Origin of the sequence: Acinetobacter sp. MF4640 (assembly GCF_002018895.1) — a bacterium.
GTDB classification, from domain to species: domain Bacteria; phylum Pseudomonadota; class Gammaproteobacteria; order Pseudomonadales; family Moraxellaceae; genus Acinetobacter; species Acinetobacter johnsonii.
The window spans coordinates 72,618-95,639 of record NZ_MVOM01000005.1 but is presented as its reverse complement, the minus strand read 5'-3'; the positions used below and the strand labels follow the sequence as shown (position 1 = coordinate 95,639).

At 41.5% G+C, this 23,022-nt stretch carries 21 protein-coding genes, 4 tRNA genes and 2 pseudogenes; 16 read left to right on the top strand and 11 right to left on the bottom strand.

The window, feature by feature from the left end:
• Window positions 1-188: 188 nt before the first annotated feature.
• From MF4640_RS02875 to MF4640_RS02845, 7 genes are all read left to right on the top strand, one after another.
• Window positions 189-809 (top strand): superoxide dismutase, encoded by a 621-nt coding sequence (locus tag MF4640_RS02875; protein ID WP_078388625.1) that lies wholly within the window; start codon window positions 189-191, stop codon window positions 807-809.
• A 209-nt stretch (window positions 810-1,018) separates the two neighbouring features.
• A complete protein-coding gene (locus MF4640_RS02870; protein WP_058870028.1) occupies window positions 1,019-1,645 on the top strand; it encodes a superoxide dismutase in 627 nt (208 codons plus the stop codon).
• A 144-nt stretch (window positions 1,646-1,789) separates the two neighbouring features.
• A tRNA-Asn gene (locus MF4640_RS02865) sits at window positions 1,790-1,865 on the top strand.
• Window positions 1,866-1,869: 4 nt separating this feature from the next.
• A tRNA-Asn gene (locus MF4640_RS02860) sits at window positions 1,870-1,945 on the top strand.
• 196 nt (window positions 1,946-2,141) lie between these two features.
• Window positions 2,142-2,217: transfer RNA gene (locus tag MF4640_RS02855), tRNA-Asn, on the top strand.
• Between the two features lie 280 nt (window positions 2,218-2,497).
• A tRNA-Asn gene (locus tag MF4640_RS02850) sits at window positions 2,498-2,573 on the top strand.
• 56 nt (window positions 2,574-2,629) lie between these two features.
• Window positions 2,630-3,094, top strand: a complete 465-nt coding sequence (locus tag MF4640_RS02845; protein ID WP_078388635.1) for a DUF2726 domain-containing protein — start codon at window positions 2,630-2,632, stop codon at window positions 3,092-3,094.
• Between the two features lies 1 nt (window position 3,095).
• Here the strand turns inward: MF4640_RS02845 and MF4640_RS02840 are convergent, their stop codons facing one another.
• The 6 genes and pseudogenes from MF4640_RS02840 to glnA all read right to left on the bottom strand — a co-directional run bounded on the left by MF4640_RS02840 (window position 3,096) and on the right by glnA (window position 7,991).
• On the bottom strand, window positions 3,096-3,326 hold the full coding sequence (locus MF4640_RS02840; RefSeq protein ID WP_078388624.1) for a hypothetical protein: 231 nt from the start codon (window positions 3,324-3,326) through the stop codon (window positions 3,096-3,098).
• Window positions 3,327-3,425: 99 nt separating this feature from the next.
• Window positions 3,426-4,652, bottom strand: a pseudogene (locus MF4640_RS02835) (alpha/beta hydrolase family protein).
• A 107-nt stretch (window positions 4,653-4,759) separates the two neighbouring features.
• Window positions 4,760-5,641: a 4-hydroxybenzoate octaprenyltransferase gene (ubiA, locus tag MF4640_RS02830; RefSeq protein ID WP_078388623.1), complete on the bottom strand. Its 882-nt coding sequence runs from the start codon at window positions 5,639-5,641 to the stop codon at window positions 4,760-4,762.
• Window positions 5,638-6,123, bottom strand: a complete 486-nt coding sequence (locus MF4640_RS02825) for a chorismate--pyruvate lyase family protein (RefSeq protein ID WP_078388622.1) — start codon at window positions 6,121-6,123, stop codon at window positions 5,638-5,640. The genes ubiA and MF4640_RS02825 overlap by 4 nt, the downstream gene beginning before the upstream one ends.
• An 87-nt stretch (window positions 6,124-6,210) precedes the next feature.
• Window positions 6,211-6,486 (bottom strand): hypothetical protein, encoded by a 276-nt coding sequence (locus MF4640_RS02820; RefSeq protein ID WP_078388621.1) that lies wholly within the window; start codon window positions 6,484-6,486, stop codon window positions 6,211-6,213.
• A gap of 89 nt (window positions 6,487-6,575) precedes the next feature.
• A complete protein-coding gene (glnA, locus tag MF4640_RS02815) occupies window positions 6,576-7,991 on the bottom strand; it encodes a type I glutamate--ammonia ligase (protein WP_005400480.1) in 1,416 nt (471 codons plus the stop codon).
• 843 nt (window positions 7,992-8,834) lie between these two features.
• On the opposite strand from glnA, the gene MF4640_RS02810 reads away from it, so the two are divergent.
• The 3 genes from MF4640_RS02810 to trpC are packed head-to-tail and all read left to right on the top strand — an operon-like array spanning window position 8,835 to window position 11,305.
• On the top strand, window positions 8,835-9,419 hold the full coding sequence (locus MF4640_RS02810) for an anthranilate synthase component II (RefSeq protein ID WP_005400479.1): 585 nt from the start codon (window positions 8,835-8,837) through the stop codon (window positions 9,417-9,419).
• Between the two features lie 16 nt (window positions 9,420-9,435).
• Complete coding sequence (gene trpD, locus MF4640_RS02805) at window positions 9,436-10,482, top strand: anthranilate phosphoribosyltransferase (protein ID WP_005400478.1); 1,047 nt, start codon at window positions 9,436-9,438, stop codon at window positions 10,480-10,482.
• Window positions 10,483-10,498: 16 nt separating this feature from the next.
• Window positions 10,499-11,305: an indole-3-glycerol phosphate synthase TrpC gene (trpC, locus tag MF4640_RS02800; RefSeq protein ID WP_062034010.1), complete on the top strand. Its 807-nt coding sequence runs from the start codon at window positions 10,499-10,501 to the stop codon at window positions 11,303-11,305.
• Window positions 11,306-11,420: 115 nt separating this feature from the next.
• Here trpC and MF4640_RS19670 read toward each other — a convergent pair whose 3' ends face one another.
• Genes MF4640_RS19670 through MF4640_RS19660 form a run of 3 tightly spaced genes read right to left on the bottom strand, consistent with a single transcriptional unit; the run spans window position 11,421 to window position 14,076 of the window.
• Window positions 11,421-12,677 carry a LuxR family transcriptional regulator gene (locus tag MF4640_RS19670; RefSeq protein WP_264754353.1) on the bottom strand — a complete coding sequence of 419 codons (1,257 nt, stop codon included), beginning with the start codon at window positions 12,675-12,677 and terminating at the stop codon, window positions 11,421-11,423.
• Window positions 12,678-12,691: 14 nt separating this feature from the next.
• Window positions 12,692-13,261, bottom strand: a complete 570-nt coding sequence (locus MF4640_RS19665; protein WP_227518616.1) for a hypothetical protein — start codon at window positions 13,259-13,261, stop codon at window positions 12,692-12,694.
• Window positions 13,243-14,076 (bottom strand): AAA family ATPase, encoded by an 834-nt coding sequence (locus MF4640_RS19660; RefSeq protein ID WP_227518615.1) that lies wholly within the window; start codon window positions 14,074-14,076, stop codon window positions 13,243-13,245. Before MF4640_RS19660 ends, MF4640_RS19665 begins: the two co-directional genes overlap by 19 nt.
• A gap of 490 nt (window positions 14,077-14,566) precedes the next feature.
• Between MF4640_RS19660 and MF4640_RS02785 the strand changes: the two genes are divergently transcribed.
• The 6 genes and pseudogenes from MF4640_RS02785 (at window position 14,567) to MF4640_RS02760 (ending at window position 19,509) form a co-directional block, all read left to right on the top strand.
• Window positions 14,567-14,926, top strand: a complete 360-nt coding sequence (locus MF4640_RS02785) for a 2,4'-dihydroxyacetophenone dioxygenase family protein (protein WP_264754352.1) — start codon at window positions 14,567-14,569, stop codon at window positions 14,924-14,926.
• Between the two features lie 70 nt (window positions 14,927-14,996).
• A pseudogene (locus MF4640_RS02780) lies at window positions 14,997-16,631 on the top strand (long-chain fatty acid--CoA ligase).
• 41 nt (window positions 16,632-16,672) lie between these two features.
• Window positions 16,673-17,482, top strand: a complete 810-nt coding sequence (locus MF4640_RS02775) for an SDR family NAD(P)-dependent oxidoreductase (RefSeq protein WP_078388620.1) — start codon at window positions 16,673-16,675, stop codon at window positions 17,480-17,482.
• 252 nt (window positions 17,483-17,734) lie between these two features.
• Window positions 17,735-18,421 (top strand): Smr/MutS family protein, encoded by a 687-nt coding sequence (locus tag MF4640_RS02770; RefSeq protein WP_004695682.1) that lies wholly within the window; start codon window positions 17,735-17,737, stop codon window positions 18,419-18,421.
• Window positions 18,422-18,514: 93 nt separating this feature from the next.
• Window positions 18,515-19,063: a GTP cyclohydrolase I FolE gene (gene folE / locus MF4640_RS02765; RefSeq protein ID WP_171054237.1), complete on the top strand. Its 549-nt coding sequence runs from the start codon at window positions 18,515-18,517 to the stop codon at window positions 19,061-19,063.
• Window positions 19,064-19,149: 86 nt separating this feature from the next.
• Window positions 19,150-19,509: a cupin domain-containing protein gene (locus MF4640_RS02760; protein ID WP_004695678.1), complete on the top strand. Its 360-nt coding sequence runs from the start codon at window positions 19,150-19,152 to the stop codon at window positions 19,507-19,509.
• A gap of 56 nt (window positions 19,510-19,565) precedes the next feature.
• Here MF4640_RS02760 and MF4640_RS02755 read toward each other — a convergent pair whose 3' ends face one another.
• Both MF4640_RS02755 and MF4640_RS02750 read right to left on the bottom strand, forming a co-directional pair.
• Complete coding sequence (locus MF4640_RS02755; protein WP_078388619.1) at window positions 19,566-20,942, bottom strand: diguanylate cyclase; 1,377 nt, start codon at window positions 20,940-20,942, stop codon at window positions 19,566-19,568.
• Between the two features lie 196 nt (window positions 20,943-21,138).
• Window positions 21,139-23,022, bottom strand: a complete 1,884-nt coding sequence (locus tag MF4640_RS02750) for a DUF4105 domain-containing protein (RefSeq protein ID WP_078388618.1) — start codon at window positions 23,020-23,022, stop codon at window positions 21,139-21,141.

Genomic DNA, 23,022 nt, shown 5'->3' with positions numbered 1-23,022 from the left:
ACGCTTTGCATTTGATCTTTGTTATACATACTGAACTTCCAACCCAATATGAACAATAAAACTTGTTATCTTCTACCTTAAAATTGCAAATAATAAACATATTGATTCTCATTAACTTTTAAGTAGATAATGAAACTGCTTTAAAAAATCCCAATAAAACAATTTTGATGATTAAAGGAATCAAACACATGGCTTATTCTTTACCCGCTCTTCCATATGCCTATGATGCACTCGAACCCAATATTGATGCGAAAACGATGGAAATTCACCACAGTAAACATCATCAAACCTACATCAATAACATTAATGGCGCGATTGCAGGCACAGAATGGGAGAAACTGTCTGTGGAAGATTTGGTTGCCAAAGTCAATGAAGTCCCTACTGATCTTAAAAATATGGTGATCAATAATGCAGGTGGTCATGCCAACCACTCACTGTTTTGGACGGTCATGAGTCCACAAGGTGGTGGCCAACCGACTGGAGCTGTGGCAAAGGCTATTGATGAGCAACTCGGTAGTTTTGATGCTTTTAAAGATGCATTTACCAAAGCCGCGATTAGCCGTTTTGGCAGTGGTTGGGCATGGCTGAGCGTGACACCTGAACGCAACCTGATTGTTGAAAGCAGTGCAAATCAGGATTCCCCACTGATGCACGGTCATACCCCTATTCTCGGTTTAGATGTATGGGAACATGCGTATTATCTAAAATACCAAAACCGCCGTCCTGAATATATTAATGCCTTTTATAATGTGGTCGATTGGGATGAAGTAAATCGACGTTACCATACTGCGTTACAAGCTAAAAATTAATCAACCACCTCAATCCATCTAGAGCTTAGAGTCTTTTAAAATGAATATATTCTGTACGAAAGGCTCTAACGATATCTTGTGTATCGTATATGTCTCCTTGCGAAGTTTTTTGCATATTTTGTGTATTAAAAGACTGCCCTATTGTCTATAGAATCATTTACAATAAATGCACTTAAAGTAAAACCCAGCAAATCTGCAAGGAATGAAACATGACAACCATTACTTTACCTGCACTTCCATATGGCTACGAAGATCTTGCTCCGCACATCAGCAAAGAAACTTTAGAATTCCACCACGACAAACACCATAATACTTATGTTGTTAACCTAAACAACCTAATCAAGGGTACTGACCTTGAAGGCAAAACTTTAGAAGAAATCATCACAGCTTCTGCTGGTGATGCAGCTAAAGCAGGTATCTTCAATAACGCAGCACAAGTTTGGAACCACACATTCTACTGGAACTGTATGGCTAAAAACGGTGGTGGTAAAGCAACAGGTGCTTTAGCTGCTAAAATTGATGAAGCGTTCGGTTCTTACGAAAAATTCGCTGAAGAATTTGCTGCTGCTGCAACAACTCAATTCGGTTCAGGTTGGGCTTGGTTAGTTGCTGACGAAGTAAATGGCAACCTTTCTATTCTTAAAACTTCAAATGCAGACACTCCACTTGCACACGGTAAAGTTGCAGTGTTAACCATTGACGTTTGGGAACATGCTTACTACATCGACTTCCGTAATGCGCGTCCTGTTTACATCAAAACTTTCCTTGAAAGCCTTGTAAACTGGGATTATGCAAACGCGAAATATGCAGGTCAAGCTGCTGGCGTTGAAAAATAAGATTCGTCTTGTTTAAAAAACCGCTCTTTTTGAGCGGTTTTTTTGTTTTTGCTGCCTAAACGCATATTTATAAAGCAAACAATTCATTTCTCAATATTTTTTGCTTGACCCATTTTCCTTTCCTCCCTAAAATGCGCATCAGATTCTCCAATAGCTCAGTCGGTAGAGCGACGGACTGTTAATCCGCAGGTCCCTGGTTCGAGCCCAGGTTGGAGAGCCACTATTCTTCCATAGCTCAGTCGGTAGAGCGACGGACTGTTAATCCGCAGGTCCCTGGTTCGAGCCCAGGTGGAAGAGCCAAGATTCTAAAAAGCCCAAGCATCGTGACTTGGGCTTTTTTTATCGCTCATTATTCTGATCCACAAACATATACCATTCTGGTATACAGCTATGACATATCAAATTGTTTATAAAAAAAACATTTAATCTAAAATTCGACTTTTTTTAGAATTGTAACTTGACCGATGTGTAATTTTCTCTATACTGCATTTCAGATTCTCCAATAGCTCAGTCGGTAGAGCGACGGACTGTTAATCCGCAGGTCCCTGGTTCGAGCCCAGGTTGGAGAGCCAAATTTTAAAAAGTCCAAGCATTATGACTTGGGCTTTTTTCTATCCATATAGATGATATTCACCTAATAAGTAAAACCAAAATCACTCCAAAGCAGCTCTCCATACAGGCCCTCCTCATCTTGACTCCCCCAAAACATCTTCATGAAAAGTGTGTGGCTGAATCAAATCGCACCAATAAAAGCTAAACCGTTTATTTTTAAATCATTTAAAGCAAATTATATAAAAATATCAGGCCAAAGACTTGACCCTTTGAGCTTTGCCACATAGAATGCGTGCAGATTCTCCAATAGCTCAGTCGGTAGAGCGACGGACTGTTAATCCGCAGGTCCCTGGTTCGAGCCCAGGTTGGAGAGCCAAAATTCTAAAAACCCACTCCATTTGAGTGGGTTTTTTCTTTGCACAAGAAAATATAGTGTTCGATCTTAGTCAAATCATCTTTTTTATCATCGGCTGCCTCGCCACTATTACGTTAGTGATGATGGTCTACCCTGACCTGTTTCGCCGTAAACAAAAGTTTTATGCCAAACACGTCATTACGCCGTTTGAACGTAAAATGTTTATTCGCTTAAAAGAAGCCTTTCCACGCCATCATGTTCTAGCTCAAGTTTCATTTAGTTCACTGATTACCAGTGATCACTATAAAATGCGGGCCAAATTTAACCGTAAAGTCACCGATTTCGTTTTATTAGATGAACAATTAGCAGTCGTGGTGATTATTGAACTTGATGATCCTTCCCATATCGGCAAGGAACAAGAAGATGCAGAACGTGATGCCATGCTCAATGAAGCAGGTTACATCGTTCTGCGTTTTACTGAAATTCCAAGCATTCGCCAACTGCACAAACACATTGGTATCACACCTGCAATGCGTGCTTGAATTATTTTGAGACCGCACTGCTCGCTTCCTGCTGTGTGAATTGCTTTTCGGCAGCCAACTTTTCTTGAATACGCTGCTGTTGTTCTTCTTTAATACGCTGATATTCCGCTTGGTTTTTTGCATCGCTTTTTACCGCTAAAAAAGCAATTCCTAAAATAAGCAATGGAATCACAATACCAAGACTCGCCAAAAACATCACTTTCGACGTTAGTTTTTTAGTTGATTTCGTCATAGCCAGCCTATTTCCAATATCTAGATTTTGATGGGCCAATACTATAACAAAAAAAGAACCTCAACCATGAGGCTCTGTCTTCAGTTTAAATGGTTAATTTTATGTCGGTGCTATACCTGTACAATTTTCATTGGTGCTGGCATCTTTTTGTGCATCAGTTAGTACAATACCCGTACCCGCAGACATATAGGTCTGAATAAAATCCACAGCCTCCTTATTTTGACATACGATTGCCTGCGTATGCGTCGCCTTCGGTACAATAGTTAGTTTATAACCATCAGCATATCCATTTTGCGGGAAGTATGTGGTCGCTTTTGCTTTCATATTCGCATATAACAGTTTCGTCATATCAGGCAGTACCGCTTGATCATTCGCACCTTGAATAATAAATACAGGGGTTTTAATGACTTTCGCAGCAGTGGCATTGGTTGCTGGTTGATTATCCGCCAAGAACTTCTGAACCACTGGATCTGTTTTAATTTTATTTAAATCAACACCATACTGAGAAGTCCAGTGTGTCGGATCTGCCAGAAACTCAACAACACCCGCTTTAAATTGTTCTTGTAAGCCATTTGCACTATTCGGTGCTGGATAACCTAAACATGCACCATCATCGCCTGTACGCCCATTGGTTTAGGTTGACCATTTGCGTCAAGATTATATTGTGGATCGAGATAAATTTGAATAATTTGTCCTAAACTGGATGCAGGTGCACCAGCCACAGCTCCTTTATAAGTCGTATCTGTATTAGCAAACTCGGCTGTACCCAATGATGCATGCCCACCTTGTGATTGACCAATCGACATCCATGCCCCATTTAACTGGGTGCCATAATGCTCTTTTACGGCCTTAACGGCCGCAATTGCTGAGTTTGCAGCACTAGATAAATTCAAATAAGGATGTACACCTGATGTACCTAGGCCTTCATAATCTGGAGCAACAATGACATAGCCTGCAGCCAATAATGTATTCGCTAAAATTTTAAAGCGTGGATGAATCACATTTTTACTTGGCGCACAATCATCTCCGCCTCCAACCGTTCCATGCTCCCAAACCACTACGCGATAACCATCTGTAGGTGGTGCTACTTTAGGGAACATCACCAGCGCCGTTGCTTTAGCGGTCTGACCTTGAACATTTTCCATGTTATACGTCATTACCTTAATAGAAGCTGCAGTGGTTAATGTGTCTTCTGAATAGGTACTTTCAGAAACATAGGTCTGTTTTTTGATTTGAAGCGGGCGAATCATCATCGTCATTACAAGCAGTTAAAGACAGCATTGAAACGGCAACTGTAAGGGCTAATGCTATTTTCGAGCGTTTCATAAAATATCCTTTTATTCGTTGTTTTTTTAAGCATGAAACTACATGCCGTTTTATTAAGACATAAAAAAGCGCCCTGTACAGGACGCTTTTTCAACCAATATATAAATTTAAATAATTAATTCTAAAAAGATTCCAGCAAAAACAATCAATCCCACCCAACGATTGTGACGGAATGCCCAAAAACAACGCTGTGGATCTCTGTCTTTGGTTTTTGACCATTGATAAATAAAATCAGCCACGACTACAAGCAATGCGATTAGACCCAATGGCATCAATAAATTTTCAAGGTAAAGCGCCGTACCGATCAAAACGACACTCATCGCCTGTAAAAGTGCAATGATTTGAATATCAAAACGACCGAATAAAATGGCTGTCGACTTCACCCCAATTTTTAAATCATATTCACGGTCGGTAATCGCATATTGAGTATCGTATGCCACAGTCCAAGCCAGATTGCCGAAATACAGCAACCAACAGGTTAAATCTAATGGTTTACCCATAGCCGTAAATGACATCGGAATTCCCCACGAAAAAGCCATGCCTAAAACAACCTGAGGCAAATGGGTATAGCGCTTCATGAAAGGATATATAAATGCGAGAACAAGCCCACCTAAAGCACAATAAAACGTTTCAATCGGTAGAAACAACAACATACAAGCACTAGCAAAGACTAGAGCTAGAAACACATAAATGGCTTCTTTGGCCGTGATAATCCCTGTTGCTAAAGGCCTTGTTTTCGTGCGCTCTACATGCGCATCGACCTTACGATCAGCAAAATCATTAATTGCACACCCAGCCGCACGCATAAATATCGTGCCAAGTACCATCGGAATCAGAATACCAATTGGCGGTATGCCCTCTGCTGCAATCCACAGTGCCCACATGGTGGGCCAGAATACCAATTCTGTGCCAACAGGCTTATCAAAACGACATAAATAATAATAGGCTTCTAAACGTTCACGCCAAGTAATTTGATGCGCAGTTGTCATGACTGTCCTTCAGATGCTGAATTCTGCTTTTGCAAAAATTGCTCAAAACTCGCTAAAAAAGTTTCTTGAACAATAAACTTGCAGCCGTGCCAAGTATAACAGCTCTGTCTAGTCCAGCCATCTTCTAGCCAAATCACACGACGTTCACATGCTGGATTGGTGCGCTGAAACAAGAACCAGCCAATCGGTTTTTTACCAATATGTTTAAAAAGCCGTGCACGGCCTTGCAAACTTAAAATCGGGAAAATGCTTTTGGCTTTAACCCAAGGCTCTACATCACTACCATATAAAAAACTTTCTCGTACCCATGACGTATGCTGAAACGGCATGCCCATCCATTTTGCATCGATAAACTGAAGACGCTGAAAATGCTCTTTGGTTGGTTGAACCCTAAATGTTCCATCAGCCAAATCCTTCAGTTGCTGAGTAAGTGAACCTGAAGCATATAACCATGTTTTCAGTTCAGCTGGAATCTGCTGCATAAGCCTACCTGTACCATTGATTTACTGTGCGCTTAAACGCTTTTTGAGTTATGCAGAATGTCATTGATTCAATTCTAAGATCAATCTTTAGCAATTATCTGTTTTTGCAATGGTTTCAAATTTACCCTGCGGAGTTTTTACCAAAATAAAACCTTCAGCACTCAAGTAAAAACTTTGAGGATAATCATAATCCAGTGCTAACTCAGGGCTTTTCAATGCAACAAATTCTGCCTGCTTGTAGCCTTCAGGGGTGCGACCAACTTCGATATAAATCACCATCGAAAAATTTAGCTTAAAACCTTTGTCGTGATCTTTAGGGTCAATCCAAGGATAAAAACTGGTGTGCTTCTTACGCTGTGCCATTGCTCTCATCAATTTTTTTCAAGTTAAACAGATGATACAAAAAAACCCGCGGCTAGCGCGGGTTTTTTGCAGCGAAATTCAGTTCAGAATTACAAGCTGTAGTACATATCAAATTCAACTGGGTGAGTTGTCGTGTTCAAACGACGCACTTCTTCAGTTTTAAGTTCGATATATGCATCAAGCATTTCTTTAGTGAATACACCACCTTTAAGAAGGAACTCGTGATCCGCTTGAAGCGCTTCAAGAGCCATATCTAGGCTGTGCGCAACTGTAGGGATTTTCGCTTCTTCTTCAGGAGGAAGGTCGTATAAGTTTTTATCAGCTGCTTCACCTGGGTGAATCTTGTTTTGGATACCGTCAAGACCCGCCATTAACAATGCAGCGAAACCTAAGTACGGGTTCATCATTGGATCTGGGAAACGAGCTTCGATACGTTTGCCTTTCGGGCTAGAAACGTAAGGAATACGGATAGAAGCAGAACGGTTACGTGCTGAGTAAGCCAACATAATCGGTGCTTCGAAGTGCGGAACTAAACGCTTGTACGAGTTTGTAGATGGGTTCGTAATTGCGTTCAATGCACGAGCGTGTTTGATTACACCACCAATGAAGTAAAGCGCCATTTCTGACAAACCAGCGTATTCATCACCAGCAAACAAGTTCTTGCCATCTTTAGAGATTGACATATGAACGTGCATACCAGAACCGTTATCACCAACCATTGGCTTAGGCATGAAAGTCGCAGTTTTTGCATATTGGTGCGCAACGTTCCAAACCGCATATTTGAACTGTTGTACTTCGTCAGCTTTACGAACCATTGTGTTGAAGCTTACACCAATTTCTAATTGGCAAGATGCAACTTCGTGGTGATGTACTTCTACACGACCTGGGCCCATGATGTCTTCAATACGCGCACACATATCAGCACGCATGTCATGTGAAGAGTCAACTGGAGGAACTGGGAAGTAACCGCCTTTAACACGTGGACGGTGACCAGAGTTTCCGCCTTCGTAGTCTTTGTTTGTTGACCAAGCAGCTTCTTCAGCAATCAATGTATGGCGCGCGCCAGACATATCAATTTCCCATTTTACTTCGTCAAATACGAAGAATTCTGGTTCTGGACCAAAGAATGCAGTATCACCAATACCTGTCGATTTTAGGTATTCTTCAGCACGGCGAGCAATCGAACGCGGGTCACGGTCATAACCTTGACCTGTTGATGGCTCAATAACGTCACAAGTAACAACTACTGTCGGCTCAGCGAAGAACGGGTCGATAAAACCAGTTGCAGCATCTGGACGTAAGATCATGTCAGATGCTTCAATGCCTTTCCAACCAGCAATAGAAGAACCATCAAACATTTTACCGTCTTCAAAAGTATCTTCGTCGATAGTATCTGCTGGGTAAGTTACGTGTTGTTCTTTACCCTTAGTATCCGTAAAACGGAAATCGACCCATTTTGCGCCACTTTCTTGGATGAGTTGTAGGACCTTGTTCGCCATGCTCATTTTGCTCCGATGAATTTTTGTTGCACTCTTTAGTGCGTGTTAGTAGTTGGTTGTTCTAAAGCAATTACCGTACCAACTTTAAAAAGCTTAGCTAAAATATTGAATTCATTATCAGAATAACAGTTTTAAGCTGTTTGCTTTGGCTCTATTATACTGAGCTAAAAAGTAAATGCACCATATTCAAGCACGCTTCTTCACATTTAATCTAAAAGATTTTGAGTGTGGATCATAATGGTGCATTTTTAAATATTACGGGTCGATTTACACCCGTTTTTTATAAATTAGAGCACTTTTTAAGCTGTTATTTTCGTCTTGATTTGACTTCCACACCTCATATCACGGCGAGCGATATACCTGAAATCAAATATAAGCAGCGTAATCAACTGTTTTTATTTGATTTTTAAAAAACAAAAAACCTCTCCTTTCAAACTAAATATAAAGCCGACATCTCAGATGTGAGCAAGCAAAAAAATATGCTCTGTTTTGGTGACATTAGGGGAGTTTTTGGCTCACAACATCAGAAGATATTCTTTTTATATTCATTGAATATGCATGCTTCATGACATTTATACATAGTCCACGAGGCTTCTCGTTAGGATTTGAATCTGAGATATTCATAAACTCTATATCAGTTAGTAACAAAACCCATTGTAATTTTTAGACCCACAAAAAAATGTCGCGCCCTAGCTGTGTATTTTTTGCTATGATAATTTCGGTTTTGTGCCTCCATTCAAGTCATTGAATGAGAAAAATAATTTACTTATAGCTTTATAATGTAAACGCACGAATACCATAGGACTCTTCAAGCACATTTATGTGCATAAATTTCAATAGGTTAAGCTCATGCTTTTAATGATCGACAACTATGACTCTTTTACCTACAACATCGTCCAGTATTTTGGCGAGTTAAATCAAGAAGTAAAAGTAGTACGTAATGATGCCGTGACATTGGAAGATATTGAGCGATGGCAACCTAAGTATCTTGTGATTGGCCCTGGTCCATGCTCACCTTCGGAAGCAGGAATTTCTATTCCAGCCATTCAGCATTTTGCTGGAAAAATTCCATTATTAGGGGTGTGCTTAGGACATCAGGCTATTGGTCAAGCATTTGGCGGTGAAATCATTCGTGCCAAAAAAGTGATGCATGGGCGTTTGTCTGACATGCACCACTCGAATAAAGGCATTTTTAGCAACCTCCCTTCTCCGTTTTCAGCAACGCGTTATCACTCACTGGTGATTGATCAAGAAAGCTTGCCTGAATGCTTAGAAGTGACTTGCTGGACCAATGAAGCAGATGGCTCAATTGAAGAAATCATGGGTGTAAAGCATAAGACGCTTGCCGTTGAAGGCGTGCAATTTCACCCTGAATCAATCTTGAGTCAGCATGGCCATCAAATCTTTAAGAACTTTTTAGAAATTTACGCATAAATGAGTGCAGTGAAAAATGAATATGCAACAAGCTTTAAATAACATCACTAAAAATATTGAGTTGACGCAGCCGCAAATGGAAGACGTCATGCGTACCATCATGAATGGTGAAGCAACAGATGCCCAAATTGGTGCACTGATGATGGGTCTTCGCTTAAAAGGTGAAAGTATTGATGAAATTACCGCAGCAGCTCGTGTCATGCGCGAGTTTGCCATCAAAATTGATGTCAGTGATGTGCCTTATTTAGTCGATATCGTCGGTACAGGTGGTGACGGTCAGAACTTATTTAACGTCTCGACTGCGTCTGCTTTTGTGATTGCTGCGGCAGGTGCAACCATTGCTAAACATGGTAACCGTGGTGTTTCAACCAAATCGGGTTCCTCGGACCTGTTAGAACAAGCAGGCATCCAACTTGACTTAAACATGCAACAAACTGAACGCTGTATTCGCGAAATGGGTGTCGGTTTCTTGTTTGCCCCGAATCATCACAAAGCGATGAAGTATGCGGTTGGCCCACGTCGTGAATTAGGCATTCGCAGTATTTTTAATTTACTTGGCCCGCTTACGAATCCGGCTGGAGTAAAACGTCTAGTGATTGGGGTGTTTTCGACTGAATTGTGCCGTCCTATTGCAGAAGTGATGAAACAACTGGGCGCAGAACATGTCATGGTGGTTCATTCTAAAGATGGTTTAGATGAAATTAGCCTTGCATCAAGCACTTATGTGGCTGAACTTAAAAATGGCGAAGTCACCGAGTGGGAAATTCAACCTGAAGATGTCGGAATCGAATCGCAAACTTTAACAGGTTTAATCATTCAAGATTCTGCTGAAAGTTTAAGCTTAATCAAAGATGCCTTAGGCAAAAATAAATCCGATAAAGGCGAAAAAGCAGCCAACATGATTGCTTTAAATGCAGGTGCTGGTCTGTATGTCTCTGGACTTTGTACTAGCTATAAACAAGGCGTGGCTTTAGCACATGACATCATCTACGGCGGACAAGCCTTAGAAAAGATGAGCATCCTTGCTGAATTCAGCAAAACCCTTAAACAATACGACGCTTGATAGACAGGACTTTGTCATGGTAGATATCGCAAATACGATTTTAGGCAAAATTGTGGATCGCAAGCAGGAAGAGTTTGCTGCACGCCTCAAACAACGTAGCTATAAAGATGTTGAAGAATGGGCACTTGAGGCAACTCCTGTACGTGGTTTTGCAAAGTCTTTACTGAGCAAACAACCGGGTGTAATTGCTGAAATTAAGAAAGCATCACCATCTAAAGGCATTATTCGTGAAAACTTTGATCCTGCTGAAATCGCGCAGCAATATGAAGCCGCAGGTGCAGCATGTTTATCGGTTTTAACCGATGTCGATTTTTTCCAAGGTGCCGATGAAAATATTCAAATTGCACGTTCTCACTGTGCCCTGCCTGCATTACGTAAAGACTTTCTGATTGACCCTTATGGGGTGATTGAAGCACGTGCTTTACATGCGGACTGTATTCTTCTGATTGTGGCATGCTTGTCCGATCAGCAACTCGAAGAAATGTCGAAAACGGCTTTTGAGCAGAATTTAGATGTCTTGGTTGAAGTACACGATGAAGCAGAACTTGAACGTGCTTTACGTCTATCTGAGCGTTGCGTATTGGGTGTCAATAACCGCAATTTAAAAACCTTTGATGTGGACTTAAACACCTCGATTCGACTGAAAAAACTGCTTGAACCATCTCGTCTACTGGTGACTGAAAGCGGCATTGCGACCCCAGCGGATGTTGCAATGATGCAAGAGCATGACATTCATGCTTTCTTGGTCGGTGAAAGTTTTATGAAGCAGCCGCGTCCAGACCACGCCTTTACTGAGCTGTTTGGAACACCTAAATCACTTTAATGGCATATTCAGGGTAAGGCATGCCCTTGCCCTGAATACTTTGTGATATGTTCTTTCAAAAAGCCGTTGAAGATCTCGTTAAACAGTAACATATAAAAAATTATTCAATCTTAAATTACTCAATTAAACCCTGCTTCTTGGCTTCATTCACCGCTTCCATTCGAGAGCGGACCTGCAACTTGTTATAGATTTTACGCAGATGCCATTTCACCGTATTGATGGACAAAAAGATCGACTCGGATATTTCAGCATCAGTACAGCCACGGCTTAATTTTTCTAAAATTTGGACTTCACGTTTTGATAAAGCCTCAAGGCCAGAACTTCCGATCAAAGCTTCAGCACTGCTTTCAGCTTGATTGAGCTTTTGAAGTTGCTGAATATATTCTAATAACACAACTGTATGCTTTTGCTTCTGTCGACTTAAATGCTGACTTAGCCCACTTAATATATCCCAAATTAAAGGGTCTTCATCTAGAATCACCCGCACCGCCTGAGTCGGCATGAGGGTTTCAAGCGCTTGTTGTAGCGCCTCAAAAGCCTGTTCATGTTGTTTCAGCTGATACAGGGCCAGTGCAAACAAAATTTGAACACGCGCAAAACGTATCGGATAAATCCTAAAAAATGCTAACTGCTGGCTTAAATATTCTTTAGCTTGCTCGGCTTGCCCCATGAAAATTTGCTGACGCACCAGCATTAAATCATCGCCACGCAGCAAATTCGTAAAATTTAAATACGGCTGAAATGCTGCCTGTTCAGTATCAGCTAATGCAGAAAGCGGGCTTGATTGTTGCACATAGGCTTGTATGGTTTGTGCGAGTCGAGGTAATGACCATTGGCTACTACGGGTATGTGCTTGGTGCAAACACGTTTGTATCGCACTTTGATCTTGATGCAAGGTCGCTAGTCGCATTTGTAAAATATAACCGACTATCACCATATCAGGCATTGCTAGATTACCGCCGCCCTTAAAGTCCATTAATGCAACTTCGACTTGCGACATTTGGTTCATTTCATAATACAAGTCTGCTTTAAAGCTGCTCAGAATATTCATAATGGCTGCTTTATTGTCATCATCTAAGCCTAATTTACGATATTCCTCGCTCTGTCCAACTTGTGCAAACTTTTCTGCTGCGAGAGTCAAATCTCCTAATAAATAATCACATAGGGCATCAATACAATCAACCATTGCCATACCATATAGGTTATGCCCTTGCAAATAGATAATACGCGTTTGTAGCAGCAACTTTCGTGCTTCGCTCATTTGCCCCAAACAAATGTGATACAACCCCACAATTCCTATGAGTGGAGCACGGACAAAATAAACGGTACTTGGCAGTTGTGCTAAGTTTTGTTGCACTAAGCTATAAGCCACATCTAACTTGTCTTCTAACACTGCAATGAGAGGGGGGCTAAACCTAATTGGTCCTCATGTTGTAATAAGGTTTCATGTTGATCCACACTATGCCAGAGCTGTAAATAATGATTGGCTAGGGTCACTTGATGGGTCAGCACCAAGGTCCAAATAATGTCATAGAGCAAATTTGGATTTTGCACCAAAACAGAATCTGGTATCTGTTTGACCAACTCCAAGAAAGTATAGTGTCGGCCTTCTAAAATCAGTTCACGACACACCGAGTTAAGCAATGACAAAATCAACTGCTGATCTTCTGCTTGTTGGGCGTGATAAATCGCCTCCATCAGATAACGCTGTTGTTTGAACCATTCTGCCGCTTTACTATGCATTTTCTGATATGCATCAGGTTGTAAAAGTTTAAACTTCGATTGTAAAAAGTCTCGAAATAAATGATGCACGCGATACCATGTACGCTGTTCATCTATCGCTTGAATGAACAAATCTTTTTGACTGATGACATCGAGAATTTGCTGTGCAGCAGGATTACCCGTTAAAGCGATGACCAAAGCTGGATTAATTTTTCTCAGTACACTAATTTGCAATAAGAATTGCTGAATTTCAGGGTCTTGTTGTAAAAAACCTGCTCACTGAGGTAATTTACAATCTGATGGTGCGCACCACTTAAGTTTTGAATAAAGCCATGAATATCTTGATGTTCTTTCAAATATAAATTGGTGAACTGAATGCCTGTAAACCAGCCTTCAGTTTTATCAATCAGTTGTTCTGCAAGCTCCGTGCTTAAAGCAAGCTGGTCAAAGTTTTGTTGTTGTAAAAACTGAATGAGCTCACTGCTTTCTTGCTGTTTGATACTAAACTGAGACTCTGTGACCCACTTTAAACGACCTAGTAGATATTCTTTCGCGAAACTCCAGTTGGGTTTGACCCTTGAAGCAATCACCAAATGACAATTTTCAGGTAAAGACTGGTACAACCACCAAAAGATATTTAAACATTCTGGGTTTGTTAATGCTTCAAACTCATCGATAAATAAAACAGTGTCAGCATCCACTTCTGCAACTTTTTGTGTCAGCTCAATGATGTGTTGTTTATAGATCTGTCCATAAGAGAGGGACTGCGGCGGTTCTAAATCCAAAAGCGCCAAACGCAAGTATTGATAGAGTCGAATCGGATCATTGTAATCGTCATCCAAGGTCAACCAACAGACTTTGTTTCCCTTTGCTAAAAGAGACTCTGAGAGTTGATTCATCAGTGTGGTTTTTCCATAACCCGCCGCGGCGTGGATAAAAACCAAAGAAGACTGACAATAGTCCACCATCTGACTTAACAGTTGGGGACGTTGCATTGCCCTGCCATTTTGCACGCTCGGACGACTGAGTTTAGTCTTCAACACTTGCATGTATATTCATCCAATCGTTTTTTATTCAACTTCATCTGCAATGTTCATTTCCCTGAATTTTGCATTTGGCAAAACATCATCCTCAACCAATCATGTTATGCCATTTTCCAGTCTAAAACACTTATAAATTAGTCGGGGAACTACAGTTAGGCAATGTGAAATTGCATCAAAATCATGCTTTCAGATACCCCAACCTCAAACTATTCATTCGCATATTTATCAAACAATGTGAATTCCATTCTTTCGAGTGGTTTGTGATCTTTGAAACATTGCTATGCTCAAGCTCAAGGAAATCTTAGGTATTGATATCTCATATCATATTCTAAATCAAAGATATATAAGGAGTTTGTCATGAGCATCGCACAATCAGTTAAACATCAGGATCGATTATTAACGATTAACATCAAAGATGGCGAAATCAAAAATGCACTACCGGGTGTGCATGTCACGCCTTACTTTTTAGACCCTGATAATGGCGTCTGGGTCATTCATGCCCGTTTTGAACCAGGTACTATACTTCCTTCCACGTCACTTCCATACCGGTGTTGTACATTTCTATACAACAGCAGGTTCATGGCATTATGTCGAATATCCTGAAGATGTTCAAACGGCTGGCAGCTATTTATTTGAACCAGCAGGTTCGATCCATACTTTAGCAACCCCAGAAGGTGCTGAAGGGTTCATGGTCATTAATGGCGCGAACGTCAACTTAAATGATGATGATTCACTGATGTTTATTATGGATGCAGGTTGGATCGAGCGCACCCTTCACGTCGTGGCTGAACATACAGGGCAAAAAATGCCGCGTTATATTAAACCGGGTTCGGATGTTGTATTTAGCGACAAATAAATTCCAAAAGGCTTTTGGCTTCGGCTAATAGCCTTTTTTATTAGAAAAATAGTCACCAAGGATGAATGAAATGTTTGGCAAAATGATGCACCAATCTTTATTGATTAGTAACTTAATCGAGCATGCAGCAAAGTACCACGCAGATACTTCTATTTTTTCACGTGAAGTAAATGGTCAAATGACCACCACCAATTGGTTACAGGTCCAACAGAATAGCAAACGTTTAGCCAATGCTTTCACGTCATTTAATCTTAATCAAGGTGATCGTCTTGCAACAATCGCGTGGAACAACCACCGTCATTTAGAATCTTGGTATGCTATTTCAGGGAGTGGTTATGTTTGCCACACCATCAACCCTCGCTTATTCCCAGAATAACTGGTGTTCATTATTAACGATGCACAAGATAAAGCGATTTTCTTTGATTCAACTTTTCTACCGTTAATTGTCGCAATCCAAGGCAAAGTACCAACCGTTGAAAAATTTATCTGTTACGGTGCACGTGATGAAAAAGTCATTGCAGCACTTCCAGATGTTATTTTCTATGATGATTTAATTCAAAACCAATCTGCTGAATTTAACTGGCCGCAATTCGGCGAAGAAACCCCAAGTTCTTTATGTTATACCTCAGGCACAACAGGTAATCCGAAAGGCGTACTGTATAGCCACCGCTCTACCCTATTACACACCATGGCAATTAGCTTGCCAGACTCATTAAACCTGTCGGCAAATGATGTGGTCATGCCTGTTGTTCCAATGTTCCATGTCAATGCATGGGGTGTGCCATATGCCGCAGCTATGGTCGGTAGTAGCGTGGTTTTACCGGGACCAAATCTAGATGGTGACAGCCTTGTTGACCTGATAGACAACTATAAAGTTACTGTGGCTTTAGGTGTTCCCACCATCTGGCAAGGCTTACTTGCAGCTGCGAAAAAACGTGGGACAACTTTAGAAAGTATGAACCGTAATGTCGTGGGTGGCGCTGCATGCCCACCGTCGATTATTCGTGATTTCAAAAACAACTATGCTTGCGACACCATTCATGCATGGGGAATGTCTGAAACCAGTCCACTGGGAACAGCGAACCAACCGAAAGCAAAACATGCCACGTTGAGTGCTGAAGACTTTGAAAAGTTACGCTTAACCCAAGGTCGTCCACCTTTTGGTGTTGAATTACGTATCGTTGATGAAAGCACCAATCAAGTCTTAGCTAATGATGGTCATACTCAAGGGAATTTACAAATTCGTGGCCCTTGGATTGTCGATCATTATTTCAACCAAGAAAAAAGTGCCACCACAGCAGATGGTTGGTTCGATACAGGCGATATTGCAACATTAAATGCAGACGGTTATATGACCATTTGCGACCGTGCCAAAGACTTAATCAAATCGGGCGGTGAATGGATTTCTTCGGTTGAACTTGAAAATATTGCCGTAGGTCACCCTGAAATTCGCATGGCAGCTGCTATTGCAGCACGTCATCCAAAATGGGATGAGCGCCCAATTTTGATTGCCGTAAAACAGGAAAACTCAACACTGACTGAAGAAGAAGTGCTGGCTTACTTTGATAATAAGATTGCCCGCTGGCAGATTCCTGACGTGGTGATTTTTGTAGATGCACTGCCAATCAACGGTACAGGTAAAATTGTGAAAGTAGAACTCCGCAAACAATTTGGTCATGTTCTACTTCAAGACGAAGTCGTTTAAGGCTCATTCAAAACATTCAAAAGGATATTGATGTGAAGAAGATGAAAACAGCTTGGGTGACAGGCGGCAGTAGCGGTATCGGCCTTGAGTTGACTAAACGTTTACTCAAAGACAACTTCCAAGTGTGTATTTTTGCCCATGCTGGGATTGAACAAGTGGTTGCTGATTTGCAAAAGCGTTCTCCTGCTGTCTGTGGTTTTGAAGTCGATGTACAAAATGAAAGTACAATGGAGGCAAAATTTGCTGAAGCAGTGGCTGCATTCGGCACACCAGATTTGTTGATTAACTCAGCAGGCATTGCAATTGCAAAATCATTTGAAGACATGACTTCTGAAGAATATTTACGACAAATTAATATCAACCTAGTCGGTAGCCGTAATGTAGCCCATGCTGCCTTACCGCATCTCAAGCAGGCGGTTCAACAAGGCAAATCACCAAAACTGGTTTTAGTTGCATCAGCAGCGGGCTTGGTCGGTTGTTATGGTTATACGGGTTACTGCTCATCTAAATTTGGCGTGGTCGGTTTGGCTGAAGTGCTACGTATGGAACTGCGTAGTCAGAAAATTAAAGTTGCCGTGGTTTGCCCGCCAGAAATTGAAACACCGATGGTATTTGACGAACGTAAAAATGGTTCACCAGTCACAGCGGCATTAAAACAACTTGGCGGCAGCCTCCCACTAGAGAAGGCCTGTCAGGAAATTTACAGCGGCATTTTCTCATCCCAATTTATGATTATTCCAAGTACTCAAGCACGTATTCTTGCCAAACTTTCGCGTGTCTTGCCTGACCTTTATCGTAACCAAATCGATAAAAAACTGGATAAAATCATCCGTACTTTACGTGCAAGTTAAGTCACGACTGACTTAGCATGCCAAACCTGAACCCGAGTACATCATTTGTCTATCTAGATAGAATGGTTGCTCGGGTTCAATCATTTTAAGTTCTTACAGAACAGCAGTTCTCTTGAGCACCCCGCAGAATACTATTAGCCATTTGATATGCAATTTTTTGCAAATCTCTATGAATGCAATTCAGTTCAAATATAGGGAAAATCAGACTATAATTATCGCCTAATTTCTTATTTTGCGTATTTTTCTGACACTATGAGCAAACATGATTCATCGCTTTCTAAAGAACAGTTTAATTTACTGAAAGACTTTAAAAAGCAAATCACCAATCCGCATTCGACTGCCATCAAACAGTCTGAGGCCCAAGCTCAAGTTGCTCCGCCCGAGCCAGAAGATGATTTCGCGTTGTTTCAAAAGCAAATGCAAGGTGTCCAAAAGATGGAGACCGCGAACATTGCCAAAATAGAAAAAAATCCAAAGAAAAAAATCGATGCACAAACTTTAGCAAAACGTGCAGCGGCTGAAGGCCCTATGCATACCGATGCAACTGAGCTGTCCGATACTCAAGCGATGCTCAACCCTGTTGCGAGCCAAGCCGCGCTCAGTTATCGCATTGCTACGCTGCAACACAAAGTATTTGAAGATTTAAAAGCGGGTAACATTCGTTGGTTTGAAGCAGTCGACTTGCATGGTTGCACCGTTGAAGAAGCCCGTGTCGCAGTTTTACAAGTCATTCAAATGGCCAAAGATGAAAATCAAAATGTCATTAAAATTGTACACGGCAAAGGTCCAGAAGCCATTTTAAAAACATATGTGAATGGTTGGCTGCGTCAACACCGCGATGTATTGGCTTTTGTGAGTGCACCAGAGAAACAAGGTGGCACAGGTGCAGTTTTAGTGTTGCTAAAACGTGCTGAAAAGAACCCAAAGTTTAAACAGTAATCGGATTTTTGTCCAAAATAAGGCATTGGAATAGTTTTCTGCTACAATGCCGTCCTTGTTCAATATCAGTGTAAGTGAACACGTCTTATGTCTATGCAGCAATCCTACGCTAACATCTTAACTGCCGTTGGTGAAGACCTAACCCGTCCAGGTCTCCTCGATACGCCTATGCGTGCTGCTAAAGCTTTTTCGTATTTAACGTCTGGTTATAGCAAAAGCTTAGAAGAAGTGACCAATAATGCGGTGTTCCCATCGGACAACCGTGAAATGGTGCTGGTTAAAAATATCGAATTTTATTCACTCTGTGAACACCATTTATTGCCTTTTTATGGTCGCGTACATATTGCGTATTTACCTGAAGGCAATGTCCTTGGACTCTCTAAATTTGCACGCATCACCGAAATGTTTGCACGTCGTCTACAGATTCAAGAAAATCTGACGCAGCAGATTGCAGAAGCGGTTGCAGAAGTGACAGGTGCACGTGGCGTGGCGGTTATGATTGATTCTGCACATATGTGTATGATGATGCGCGGCGTCGGCAAGCAAGAATCGACTACACGTACCGTTTCCTTTATTGGTGACTTTAAAACCAATAAAGAAGAGCGTCGTGAGTTTTTAAGTGCAGTCCCTGAAAGCTATTAATTGAAACATAAAGCCTCAACCTCTGTTGGGGCTTTTTTTATGCATATATCATTGAACGATTCATTTTTTGTTTAGAGGAATACGCAATGTCAGCAATTTGGTTAGCAGGTCATGGTTTGACCCAAGGCGAACAGAGTATTGATTTTCCACGTTCAGACCGTTTAGTTCAAGGTAACCCACAGCGCTTGACCTATAATCTGTACGAGCATCCACACATGGGCTGCGGGATTTGGCACTGTGAAGTTGGCTCATGGAATATTCAATTTGCTGACAACAAACAAGAATTCTTTCAAGTGATGGAAGGCTGCATCCGTATTCATGATGCCCACACTCAAAACTTCATTGAAGTCAAAGCAGGTCAGGCAGGAATTATTCCACCGAGTTTTATCGGCACATTTGAAGTGATTGAAGCTGTAAAAAAATACTATGTGATTGTTGAGGTATAAGCACCTCAACAACCGATTTGAAACGTCTTAGAACAGTTCGTGTTTAAGTCTGAGATTTAAACACTCAGGACTTTTTCAGTCACATGAATACAGTTACGCCCTTTATTTTTGGCTGCATAGAGTGCCGAATCGGCAGTGTCTAAAAAGCGTTGATAGTCAGGATGACCATTATAAACCGTACAGCCAATACTGACGGTAAAACTAAAACTTTGCCCATGAGCGGTACGAATTGGGGTTTCTTGTATCCGCATGCGAATCGTTTCAGCGATTTGTAAAGCACGCGTGAGATCACTGTCGACCAACAGCAATAAGAACTCTTCTCCACCGACACGGAAGGCATAGTCACTACCCTTCGCTACATCTAACAAGACTTCAGCAATAAAACGCAGTGCCAAGTCCCCTGCGGTATGCCCATATTTATCGTTGATACGTTTGAAATAATCTGCGTCGATTGCCAATAGGCTCAGCGCTGCATCATTTTTACGGGCAAAATTAATTTCACGCGACACAATCGTACTTAAATAACGACGGTTTAACAGCTGAGTCAGCGAGTCATTGCCTGAATCTATATATTCAGTCACTTGAAACAGTTGATCGACCAAATGCTGAATCTGTCGGTTCACATCACGAATTTCCTGAATGCGTTCCACCTTCCGAGCCTGATCCTGACAGTCGAGCACGTCAAAATTGAGAGTATCGACCTGTTGAATTAGCCTGATAATGGTCTCCACCTGCTCTGCACCCGTAAAGGCATACGCTGCTTTATGCACAAACCATAGACCAAATTCTGACTTAGACAAAGCAATGTGTTGCAACTGCGGATGCTCGGAGAAGACTTTGAACATCAACTCATTTTCCCAGTCGAGTAAAATGCTGCGCTGCTTATCTTTTTGTACCGCGACATCTTGCATTGCAGAAAATAAACGATAGCTATGCTTAACTTCGTGGCTTCGCTCAGTATTGGCTTCATAGGATCTGCACATGATTTCTGTCGCAAAGCCCATAATTTGCAGCATATAACTCAGCATGTGGTGGTTATTTTCTAGCGGAAGTTCAGCCAAGAGTTCCAAGATCTTGTTCTCAATCTCACGAATACCGCGCATGATCAACCAAGAAGGAATGCCCACCCGCGCATGTACCTGACCAACTTTTTGTTGTTTTTCAACTGCTGCATAATAAGCTTCATTCACAGCTACGTCGAAACTTTCAATGAGCCATTGGTTTAAACTGTTTTTTAAACGTTGTTGAATGATGTCATCTTTAAAAAAATCTGCAGCCTCAGGCTCCAAGACAATATTGCTATAAAATTCATTAACCAATACAGACGAATGCTGCTGAATAAAATTTTGCGCTTTAACGTGATCATTCACTGAATAATGTTGGCAAATTTTCCCCCATTGCTCGGCCAATTTAGCCATGCATTCATCATTCATAAAACTTACCTATTTATATATTTTTGAGACTTACTAGACATTTATGTGATTAATATAACAAATTTCAATACTTATTTTCACCATCAGCTTTCATTTGCAGCACTTTATAAAAAGTAAGGCTCACATTTGGTTGTTTTAACAGCAATGATTTTCAAAAAAAAAGCCCCATTAATGGAGCTTTGAAAAGAGGATCGAACTAAAAGAAATGGAGATAACTCAAACCCGTCTGATCCCAATCTTTGCCTTTTTGCTGTTGATACTGCCAATGAAGCCTCAACGCATTTTGCTGATTGAATAAATATTGCAACTGAGTATTCAGTCTGACTTGCCATTGATGGCTATCTTCCCAATATGGCAGCTCGACCTGTACCAAACTATTGATATGTTCGCTCCAGATGTTCTGGCAGCCTACCGTTGGCCCAAGTCCCACGCGCCAACCTCGGTCTAAAGCTTTGCCTGCTTGAATATGATTTTGCAATTGTGCATAGCATAAATGTTGATGCTCTTGATCTGCCACACTATAGCCAAACTGACTGGATAGATTGAATACACCGTGTTGATCCTGTTCACTAAATGCACCATCTCGATTTAGTGCCTCTTGTTGCCAACCCATGTTAAAACCCCAGCTTAATGGTGTTTTAAAGGCAGTCAGTGGACTGTAGGCATTGACCTCCAGCACATTTAGTTCTTGCAGTTTTAGTCGATCATCACGGTATTCGAGACTGCCTTCTAGAAACTTAAGCTGTGTACCCAAACGGAAACCGCCTTGTGGGTCAATCAAGTCATGATAGGCCTGACGATGGCTCAGTCGGAAATAAGTGTCACCTTGTATTTCACCCGCTTCAAACTGAACGGTTCGCGCATGGTGGCCTTTTACCGGATCTACTTTTGGCGCTTCGACCACTTGACGTTGCTTTTCCAAGTCAATCTGACTCCGCAAACCCAGCAGTTGTCGAATACGCGGTTGGGCGTCTTCTGCCGCAATCTTTTGTGCAATTAGCTGTAAATACACATGGTCATAGGCCATTTCTAAAATACGTGCCTGATCCACCAACGCATAGCGATTCAAATAATCTTGCATTTGAGCAGGTTCAAGTTGCGCAACCTGATGCGCCGCAGCCGCCAAGGCTTGTCCGTGTTGTTTGGCTTGTGCCAACAACTGAGTTTCTAAAGCTGGACGGTAAACACTCTCTGCTATTAGATGGTTTTCATAGACCGCCTTAATGGTCTCAACAGGAATCGCAGCAGTTTTAAATTGTTTTTGTAGGTTGACCTCAGGGCGCACCAAATCAATTAAACCCAGTAACCGATAGGCACAGTTATCACTGATAAAATAGTAAGGAAATTGCACATGCTTGAGTTCCCAAATATGCTCAACCATGGTTTTGGTTTCTTCTGGCGTCAGGGCTAACTCGTACTCCCACAAATCGCGGCTTTCCAAATCACCATATTCTTTCACTTTTCGATAGTACGGCATGAGTGAGTACTCACCTGGGTACTGCCCGGTTAAGCCCTTCCATGCAAAAGAAAAGCTGTCACTATTGGCCACTGTCGCTGCATAATTCACTGCATAAGAGACTAAGCTCAGCTGTTTTTGGTCTTTAGGATCGAGCCTTAACAGGGTATGCCCAAACATCGAACTGGGATTGCCCATAAAGTCCGTGGCGTAAATTAAAGTCGCCTTATACGGCTTAATTTGCCCAAGCCACTCATCCAACTCAGGACATGAAGCTTTAGGCAGTTGGTTTGATGCAATATTCAGTTGTCCTATGAGCCATTTTGAACGTGCCGGAAAGCGACACTGAATCGATTGATTGGCTTCGGCTGGGGTAAAAAGTGCTGCAATATTGGCATCAAGCTCTTGTTTGAGCTGAGTTTGTCCGTGTTCGCTATAAAAAAATGGGCGATAAGTGACTTCACTTTGTCCTGAAGCGTTGGCATACATTAAACGTTGCCAAGTCACATTTGAGGCTAGCTTCAGCTGCTGTGCTTTTTCAATATAAAACTCTGCTGAGCTAGGTGCTTGAGCAAAGATGCTGGTGCTGAATAGCACACTAAAGAGGAGGACAACAGATTTCAT